General features: G+C 75.1%; 2 protein-coding genes. One reads left to right on the top strand and one right to left on the bottom strand.

From position 1 onward, the window contains the following. Nucleotides 1–654, top strand: a 654-nt coding sequence (locus GTW08_RS02750) for a M24 family metallopeptidase (RefSeq protein ID WP_161151351.1), incomplete at its 5' end; no start/stop codon positions are given. Here GTW08_RS02750 and GTW08_RS02745 read toward each other — a convergent pair. Further along, nucleotides 641–1483, bottom strand: an 843-nt coding sequence (locus GTW08_RS02745; RefSeq protein ID WP_161151350.1) for an ABC transporter permease, incomplete at its 5' end; no start/stop codon positions are given. The two genes, GTW08_RS02750 and GTW08_RS02745, sit on opposite strands and share 14 nt — an antisense overlap.

The raw sequence follows: 1483 nt of genomic DNA, 5'->3' as shown, positions 1-1483 counted from the left end.
TGCGCGCTGGCCGACACCGCGCTGCGCGCCCTGCTCGACGACGGCGGCCTGCGCCCGGGACGCACCGAGGCCGACGTCGCGCTCGACCTCGACGACCGGATGCGCCGCCTGGGCGCCGACGGCCCCGCCTTCGACACCATCCTCGCCGCCGGTCCGCACTCCGCGGTGCCGCACCACCGCCCCACCGGCACCGAGCTGCGTCGCGGCGACCTCGTCAAGATCGACTTCGGGGCGGCGCTGGACGGCTACCACTCCGACACCACGCGCACGTTCTGCCTGGGCCCGGCCGTGGACTGGCAGCGTGAGCTGCACGCCCTGGTCGACGCCGCCGCCGCGGCCGGGCGGGCCGCACTCGTCCCCGGGGCGTCGGTGACCGCCGTCGACGCGGCCGCCCGGGACGTGATCACCGCCGCCGGGCACGGCGAACGGTTCCCGCACGGCCTCGGCCACGGGGTCGGGCTCGCGGTGCACGAGCCGCCGTGGCTCGGGACCACCGCCACCGGTCGGATCGGCGCCGGCAACGTCGTGACCGTCGAGCCGGGCGTCTACCTCGACGGACGGGGCGGGGTGCGGATCGAGGACACCCTGCACGTCGTCGCGGGCGGCCCGGCCGTGCCGCTGACCGGGCTGCCCCGCGAGCTCATCGAGATCTGAGCGCCTCCCGCCACGGCACGGTCGCCCCGATCCGCAGCACCGACCGCTCGTAGACCCGGGCGCCCGCCTTCGCCAGCAGGACCAGCGCCACCAGCATGACCAGGGCCGACCCGGCGACGTGCCAGGCGGTCGCGGACCCGTCGGCGATCATGAGCGGCATCAGCATCGCCGGGAACGGCGGGATCCACGACAGCACGCCGAGCACCGCGGAGTCCGGCGAGCCCAGGAACCAGAACGAGACGCCGTACATCGCGAACAGCAGCATCATCAGCGGCCCGGTGGTGGTGTTGACGTCCTCCTGGCGCGACACGAGGGACCCGGCCGCGGCGTAGAGCACCGCGAAGAACGCGTAGCCGAGGACGAACCAGCCCAGCGCGGCGCCGAACACCCCGAGCGCGGTGCCGGTGATCGTCAGCAGCCCGGTGGCGATCCCGGCGCCGATGCCGACGACGCCGTAGAGCAGCAGCTGGACCAGCCCGACCGCGCCGATGCCCAGCACCTTGCCCCACAGCAGGTGCAGCGGGCGGATCGTCGACAGCAGCAGCTCCACCACGCGGCTGGACTTCTCCTCGACCACGCCCATGGCGACGGTGAGGCCGAAGCCCACGATCTGCATGAACATCACGATCAGCACGGCGAACGACAGCGCGGTGCGCTGTCCGGCCTCGGGGTCGGCAGGATCCAGCGCGTCGACGGTGAGCCCGGCGGGCGGGGTCGCGGCGGCCAGCTCGGCCGGGGTGAGTCCCACCGTCTCCAGGGCGGCCGCGGTGGCCCGGTCGGCGAGCGCGGCGTCGAGCACCGCGCGGGTCGCCGACGGCACGTCCGAGTC

This window comes from Pseudonocardia sp. SID8383, assembly GCF_009864975.1.
Taxonomy (GTDB): domain Bacteria; phylum Actinomycetota; class Actinomycetes; order Mycobacteriales; family Pseudonocardiaceae; genus Pseudonocardia; species Pseudonocardia alni.
This window is presented reverse-complemented; position numbering and strand designations above follow the sequence as displayed.